This window comes from Dietzia sp. Cai40 (assembly GCF_014145165.1).
GTDB lineage: Bacteria > Actinomycetota > Actinomycetes > Mycobacteriales > Mycobacteriaceae > Dietzia > Dietzia natronolimnaea.
Genome location: NZ_JAALEB010000084.1, coordinates 1 through 6778 on the forward strand (window position 1 = coordinate 1; position 6778 = coordinate 6778).

At 69.8% G+C, this 6778-nt stretch carries 8 protein-coding genes and 1 tRNA gene; 4 read left to right on the top strand and 5 right to left on the bottom strand.

Annotated features, from left to right (window positions below; translation table 11 throughout):
- Window positions 1-180 precede the first annotated feature (180 nt).
- Window positions 181-891 carry a TetR/AcrR family transcriptional regulator gene (locus tag G6022_RS04180; RefSeq protein ID WP_179524866.1) on the bottom strand — a complete coding sequence of 237 codons (711 nt, stop codon included), beginning with the start codon at window positions 889-891 and terminating at the stop codon, window positions 181-183.
- 8 nt (window positions 892-899) lie between these two features.
- Complete coding sequence (locus G6022_RS04185; protein ID WP_182609747.1) at window positions 900-1400, bottom strand: peroxiredoxin; 501 nt, start codon at window positions 1398-1400, stop codon at window positions 900-902.
- Window positions 1401-1549: 149 nt separating this feature from the next.
- Between G6022_RS04185 and G6022_RS04190 the strand changes: the two genes are divergently transcribed.
- On the top strand, window positions 1550-1825 hold the full coding sequence (locus G6022_RS04190) for a DUF3618 domain-containing protein (protein ID WP_182636898.1): 276 nt from the start codon (window positions 1550-1552) through the stop codon (window positions 1823-1825).
- A gap of 157 nt (window positions 1826-1982) precedes the next feature.
- On the opposite strand, the gene G6022_RS04195 is transcribed toward G6022_RS04190, so the two are convergent.
- Window positions 1983-2055 (bottom strand) — tRNA-Lys (locus G6022_RS04195).
- A gap of 201 nt (window positions 2056-2256) precedes the next feature.
- On the opposite strand from G6022_RS04195, the gene G6022_RS04200 reads away from it, so the two are divergent.
- A complete protein-coding gene (locus G6022_RS04200; protein ID WP_347237758.1) occupies window positions 2257-3489 on the top strand; it encodes an Ig-like domain-containing protein in 1233 nt (410 codons plus the stop codon).
- 117 nt (window positions 3490-3606) lie between these two features.
- Window positions 3607-4125 (top strand): YetF domain-containing protein, encoded by a 519-nt coding sequence (locus tag G6022_RS04205; protein WP_182638510.1) that lies wholly within the window; start codon window positions 3607-3609, stop codon window positions 4123-4125.
- A gap of 25 nt (window positions 4126-4150) precedes the next feature.
- On the opposite strand, the gene G6022_RS04210 is transcribed toward G6022_RS04205, so the two are convergent.
- Window positions 4151-5398 carry a cation:proton antiporter gene (locus tag G6022_RS04210; protein WP_182638509.1) on the bottom strand — a complete coding sequence of 416 codons (1248 nt, stop codon included), beginning with the start codon at window positions 5396-5398 and terminating at the stop codon, window positions 4151-4153.
- A 126-nt stretch (window positions 5399-5524) separates the two neighbouring features.
- On the opposite strand from G6022_RS04210, the gene G6022_RS04215 reads away from it, so the two are divergent.
- Entirely contained in the window at window positions 5525-6514 is a 990-nt protein-coding gene (locus G6022_RS04215) for a DUF2804 domain-containing protein (protein WP_182638508.1), read from the top strand.
- A gap of 17 nt (window positions 6515-6531) precedes the next feature.
- Here G6022_RS04215 and G6022_RS04220 read toward each other — a convergent pair.
- Window positions 6532-6778 (bottom strand): ATP-binding cassette domain-containing protein (locus G6022_RS04220; protein WP_182691041.1); only part of this gene is annotated, 247 nt, incomplete at its 5' end.

Below are 6778 nucleotides of genomic sequence, written 5' to 3' on the forward strand. Positions count from 1 at the left end.
GGTGCTCGAGGGGCCGATGGCCGGGTAGCGGGGTGTCCGGTCACCCGGTCGGCGCGGTATCCCCGGTTGGCGGACGGGAGTCGCGTCCGGCGGCCAACTTCTCGCACCAGAAGTCCGCCACCCGCGCCGCCGGCCGGCCGGCGTCAGGCAGCGCCGCCGACCTGCCGTCGCCGGCGTACGTCAGCCGACCTGGGCTTCCTTCTCCGCCAGCCACAGGTACGCGGTGAGCATCCGCTTGAGTTCGGTGACGGTGGCGTCGTGGATGTCCTCGCCCGTGGCGGAGCCGGCGCTGACGGAGAAGTTGAGCATCGAATACGCCACGTGGACCAGTACGTCAGCCATGAACTCGCGGCGTTGGTGCTCCGTGGACGGCATGAGCGGGGCGAGGACGCTGGCGATCATCCTGGCCAGCTCTCGCTCGTTGACCGCGGCGGTGGCGCGGGTGGCCGGGGTGGCCTGCGTGGCCAACCAGACCGCACGCCGCGAGGGATCACTCAGCCACAGGTCGGCCACGTGGTCGAGGAAGTCGTTGAGCAACTCCGGCCAGTCGAGCGCGGGGATCTTCTGCGCGAAACGCTCGATCTCCTCGATCACCCCGTGGGCGTCCTGGCGGTCCAGCTCGCACACCAGGACGTACTTGTTGGCGAAGAACTGGTACAGCGTCCCGATGGGGACCCCGGCGCGGGAGGCGACCTCCTCGCAGGTGAAGGAGTCGAACCCCACCTCGACCAGCACGTCGCGCGCCGAGGACAGCAGCGCCTGGAACTTGCGCCGGCTCCTCTCCTGGATGGGCCGGCGGCGCGGCACCAGGATGTTCGGCTCGTCCTGGACGGCCTCGTCAGCGGGATCCCGTACTGGTTCCTGCACTCGCTCGGGCGGGTCGGTGGGCATGGGTGGCGTCAGCCCTCCGTGGGTTCGGGCAGTTCCACGCCGAGGAGCTTCGCGAGCATCGCCACGTGACCCTTGGCCCGGACGTTGTACCGCGCGAGGGAGAGCGTCCCGTCGGACTCCACGACGAACGTCGATCGGATCACGCCCATCACGGTCTTGCCGTAGTTCTTCTTCTCCCCGAACGCACCCCACTCGGTGAGCATGGTCTTGTCCGGGTCGGACAGCAGGGGGAAGGTGATGCCGTGCTTCTCGCGGAAACGCACGAGTTTCGCCGGCGGGTCGGGGGACACCCCCACGACCCCGATCCCCGCCTCCCGCAGCTGCTGGAGGGCCCCCTCGAAGTCCACGGTCTCCGTGGTGCATCCGGGCGTCATGGCGGCCGGGTAGACGTACAGCACCACGCGTCCGTGCGCGGCGAGCAGGTCCGCCAGCGACGTGGGGGTTCCGTCGGCGTCGGGGAGGGTGAAGGCGGGGGCGGTCTGGCCCACCTCGAGCCGTGGTGTGGTCACCGGTGCTCCTGAAGTCGGGTCGGGGTGTGTGATCACTCCAACCTATCCGATGCGTCGGCGCGCGGGCGCGGATCGCCGACGGGTGCAGTAGCGTGGGCGGGGTCCAGAATCCGCGGCTAACCGCGTGACGAGCGATCGACGGAGGTCTCGTGTCCAGGAGTTACGACAGCATCGAAGGCGACATCGCCAAGGCGCGTGACGATCTCGCGACGACGTTGGACGAGATCGTCGACCGGGTCAATCCCAAGAACCTCGCCGAAGAGGGCAAGGAGAGGGCCGTCGCCGCCCTCACCGATCCCCGGGTCCTCGCGGTGCTCGGCGGATTCGCGGCGCTGGTCATCGGGGGCATCACAGTGTCCATGGCCAACAAGCGCAAGGAACGTCGGCGCATCGAGGCCTACCTCGAGGCGCGTCGGGCCCTCTGAGCGGCCGCCGCGCACCACAGCCCATCGAGAAGAGCGTTTCGCACATTCCCACTCGGGAAACGTGTGCGGAACGCTCTTCTCGTTGAATCACGGGGGTCCCGCCCGCGCTGCCGACACGACAAAGCCCCGGGTCGTGGACCCGGGGCTTTCCCTGCTGTGCGCCATCAGGGACTCGAACCCCGAACCCGCTGATTAAGAGTCAGCTGCTCTGCCAATTGAGCTAATGGCGCCTGCGTGGTGCGAGAGAAACAGTAACAGGACACCGGCGGCATCACGAAATCGCCTGGTCAGGGCGGGGGTGGCCGGTTTCTGACGGCGCATCCTTAACCAATTCGATATGGAATGCAATGATTTCCCCAGGCATACTGAAGAGGACTTCCCCTCGGCCCTGTCGACGTCCGGGGGGAGATGATGCTCGGAAGGGGCCATTAGTGAACTTGCGCCACACGGATCGGACCAGACGACGGGACCCGGGTTCCCGGTCGAGATCCCGTCTCGCTCTGGCCGCCGTGGTCGCCGGTTCGCTCGTGTTGACGGGGTGCACGATCGGCGCCGGCGGCGCGGGTGAGGCCCAGGTCGCCGAGGCGCCGGCCGAGCCGGCCGCGGTCATCTACCTGTCGGTCGAGGACGGTTCATCCGACGCCAACCCCGCCGAGCCCGTGGTCCTCACCGCCAGCGACGGTCGCCTCGACACCGTGGTCATGCGGAATCCGGAGGGCGTCCAGGTCCAGGGCGAGTTCAACCCCGACCTGACGGAGTGGCGGACCACCGAGGACCTGGGTTACTCCCGTCAGTACACGCTCGAGTCCACCGCGACCGACGAGGACGGCCTGGTCACCCGCAAGAACGTCACGTTCAGCACCCTCACCCCGCGCATCATGACCGCGGCCTACCTCACCACCGGTCAGGGCTCGACGGTGGGCATCGGTCAGCCGGTCGCGGTGATGTTCGACGAGCCGATCTCGGATCGCCGTGCCGCCCAGGACAACATCCACATCCGTACCGAACCCGAGGTCGAGGGCGCCTTCTACTGGGTCTCCAACCAGGAGGTCCGATGGCGTCCTGCCGAGTACTGGGCGCCGGGTACCACCATCGACGTCCACGTGGACATCTACGGCGAGGATCTGGGCGGCGGCATGTACGGACAGGAGGACGCGCGCAGCGACTTCCGGATCGGCGACGCGGTCATCTCCCGGGTGGACGACTCGACCAAGCAGATCGTGATCGAGCGCAACGGCGAGGTGGTCAAGACCATGCCCACCTCGATGGGCAAGCCCGACACCCCGACCCCCAACGGCACGTACGTGATCGGCGAGAAGCTCGCCTCGATGGTCATGGACTCCTCGACCTACGGCGTCCCGGTCGATTCGCCGGAGGGCTACCGGACCCCGGTCCAGTACGCCACCCGCATGTCGTACAGCGGCATCTTCGTCCACGCCGCGCCGTGGTCCGTCTGGGCCCAGGGCAGCCAGAACGTGAGCCACGGGTGCCTCAACGTCACGACGGCGGATGCCAAGTGGTTCTACGACAACGCCAAGCGTGGCGACATCTTCGAGGTCTCCGGCACGGTCGGCCCGACGCTGCCGGGGTGGGACGGTCTGGGCGACTGGAACGTCCCGTGGGAGACGTGGAAGGCCGGTAACGCGGACGCGGGCACGGCCTGACGCTGGCACGGTCTGACGCTGGCACGGTCTGATGCCGGGACCCGTGCGACCCGGCGTCGGTGGGGAGAGCCCCGGGTAGCGTGAGCGGTCCTCACGTCGCCGACACCGGAGGTCCCCATGTGGTTCTCGTCCCTGGACCCGATCGTCCGCGTCCTGCTGATCGGCCCGGTCGCGTACGTGGCGATGGTCGCGGCGATCCGGTTCAGCGGCAAGCGGGTGCTGTCCAAGCTCAACGCCTTCGACCTGGTGGTGACAGTGGCCCTGGGGTCGCTCCTGGCCACGATCCTCACCTCGTCGGATCTGGCACTCGTGACCGGGCTGGTCGGGATAGCGCTCCTACTCGGGCTCCAGGTCGTGGTGAGTCTGTTCACCTCGAGGCTCGTCAGGGGGCGCACGGTCGTGCGCGCCAGGCCCGTCCTGCTGGCGCGACGGGGGACCCTGCTGGAGGACGCGATCGCGTCGAGCAGGCTCACCCGGGACGAGGTGTTCCAGGCCATGCGCTCGAGCGGCTTCGGCGGGCTCGACCAGGTGTCCGCGGTCTGCCTGGAGTCGGACGGCACGCTCTCGGTGATCGGTGCCTCGAGCGCCGGGGACGAGGAGGCGTTGGCTCCACTGCGTGGCTGGCCCGACCACTGACACCCCGGACGTCGCGCGCGCGGCCTCAGCGGATCGGTCTGTCGGCCCTGTCGACCCCGTCGGCGTCGCGTCGTGCGGCTGCCCTGAACATGGCGCGACCGGGGGCCGCGGAGACGCCGTGTGCGAGGGTACTGGCCACCACGACCAGGGTGCCCACTCCCAACAACAGTGGATCCGCACCCGCTCGGGACGCCTCCTCGGTCAGATAGAACACCGCCGCGACACCGACCGGTCCGAACCAGCCGAGGAACGCCGCGTCGCGGACACGCAGTCCGAGCGGACGCATCAGCACGAGGAGCACCGGCGGGCGCCGCAGGACGAGCACGGCAGCCGTGAGCACCACCGCTCCCCATCCCAGGCCCGCCCACTGGTCCCACGGCAGCATCGCTCCGAGGACCAGGAAGAACGGCAGGACCGCGAACTGGTTGATCGCCTCGTCGATCTCCACCTCCAGCTGTCTCTCGTGGCCGACACTGGCCAGGTTGAAGGCCAATCCCGAGACGAATGCCGCGAAGACCCCGTTGACCCCCAGCAGACCAGAGCCACCCAGGACCAGCAACGCCAGGAGCAGGGTGAACATCAGGATCGGGCCGTTCTCGGCGGTGTGGTGGCGCTCCGAGAAATGGAGGGCCTTGGCCGCCGACACGCCGGCGAGGACGCCCAGAACCAGGGCGCCCAGGATCTGCCAGCCGATCTCCAGGGCGGCCTGCCCGGCGGTGAGGGGGGTCGCGACGGCGAGCGCGGCCACGACCAGGGGAAGGGCCAACCCGTCGTTCGCCCCCGACTCGAGCGACAGCAGTTGTCGGTTGTCTTCGGGCAGGTCCCTCTCGGCGGCGTCGCCGGTCACCGCGGCGGAGGAGAGGACGGGGTCCGTGGGGCAGATCGCCGTACCGAAGAGCAGCGCCAAGGCGAAGGGGAGACCCAACGCCCAGATCGCGAGACCGGTGGAGATCAGTGCCATCGCGGGCATCACCACCACCAGGAGGAGCGTCAGGCGCCGCCAGTGACGCCGGATCGCCGAGAAGGGGTAGCGGAGAGCCACACCCATCACGGAGATGGCCAGAAGGATCTCCGCGCCGTGATGGAGCGTCGAGGGGTCGGCGACGATGTCGGGGACCTCGAGAAGTCCCATGACCACGGGGCCCAGGACGATGCCGGCCCCGAGTGCGAGGAGCGGCTCCGACACGGGCCACCGGTGTAGTCGCGCGGACAGCGCGACGATCACGACGCCGAGCGCGCCGACGGTCGCGAGCAACAGATCGAGTGTGGACACGAGCCCTCCGGGTCAGTCGGGTCCACCGCACCATAGGCAACGCCCGGCGGTCGCGCCATCGGTCCCCTCTGGTCCCGCGGCGGACCGCGGGAAGGGCGCGACCGCCGCGGGTGGAAGGGTGGGAGTATGACCGATGAGCGCGAGATCACCCGGCCCACCGACCTGGCCCACGGCAACCGACTCGATCCGGCCGCCATCGGCTGGACCCGCACGCCGCTGCACCGCACCGCCATCGCCGGGTGGGGGCGCACCAAGCGCTGGGAGTACTGGGGCGTCGTGACCGACCGGTTCGTGGTGGGACTCACCGTGGCCGGTCTCGACTACCTGTCCACCTGTGCGGTCTACGTCCTGGACCGCCGCACCGGGGTGGAGACCATCCGCAGCGGGGTCAGCCCGCTCGGCCGGCCCGCCTTCAGCGACGAGCCGGGCGTGGGGAGCGTGCACGCGTCGGCCGGTGTGGGTTCGGGTCGGGTGGGAATCGAGATCGACGACGACGAGGGCGCCACCGCGATCCGGGTGCGCGCGACCGGTCTTCAGGTGGATCTGGAGGTCGTCCGCCCGGGCCATGACAGCCTCGGGGTGGTGGTGCCGTGGAGTGAGCGCCGCTTCCAGTACACAGTCAAGGATCTCGCCAACCCCGTCACCGGCTCGGTGACCCTGGACGGGGTCGCACGGGACCTGGGGGCCGGGTGGGCGGTCCTGGACCGCGGCCGCGGACGCTGGCGTTACGCCACCCGGTGGAACTGGGGGGCGGGCAGCGGAGTGGTCGACGGTGTGCCGAGTGCGCTGCAGGTGGGTGGCCGGTGGACGGATGGGACCGGATCCACGGAGAACGGGATCCTCGTGGACGGCCGACTGCACAAGATCGGCGAGGATCTGCGGTGGACCTATGACCTGGCGGATCCGACGGCCGCCTGGAGGGTCCGCGGCGAGCGACTGGACGCCACGCTCACCCCGTTCCACCTCCGCCGGGACATCACCGAACTCGGGATCCTGGCCGTGCGCACCCACCAGGCCTTCGGCACCTGGTCGGGAACCGGGATCCTCGACGACGGCACCACAGTGCGCCTGGACGGCCTGGTCGGATGGGCGGAGGAGTCGCGTAACCGCTGGTAGGGCGCGGGTTCGCGTGGCTATCCGGTGTCCGACAGCGTGAGAACCGAGTCGCAGCGGGCGATCACGTCTGCCTCATGCGTTGCCACGAGGACGGCGGCACCGGCGGCGGATGCCCGCTCGAGGCTGGCGAGCACCGCGCTGCTCGTCGCCCGGTCGAGCGCCGCGGTGGGTTCGTCGACCAGGAGCACGTCGGGCCGGCGGAGCAGCGCGGCGGCCAGGGCGATCCGTTGCCGCTGCCCCCCGGAGAGTGCGCCGGGCCGGCGG

Coding starts and splice junctions, on each gene's coding strand:
- G6022_RS04205 (WP_182638510.1), top strand. CDS start 3,607: ATGTGGTTCTCGTCCCTGGACCCGATCGTCCGCGTCCTGCTGATCGGC.
- G6022_RS04215 (WP_182638508.1), top strand. CDS start 5,525: ATGACCGATGAGCGCGAGATCACCCGGCCCACCGACCTGGCCCACGGC.
- G6022_RS04180 (WP_179524866.1), bottom strand. CDS start 891: ATGCCCACCGACCCGCCCGAGCGAGTGCAGGAACCAGTACGGGATCCC.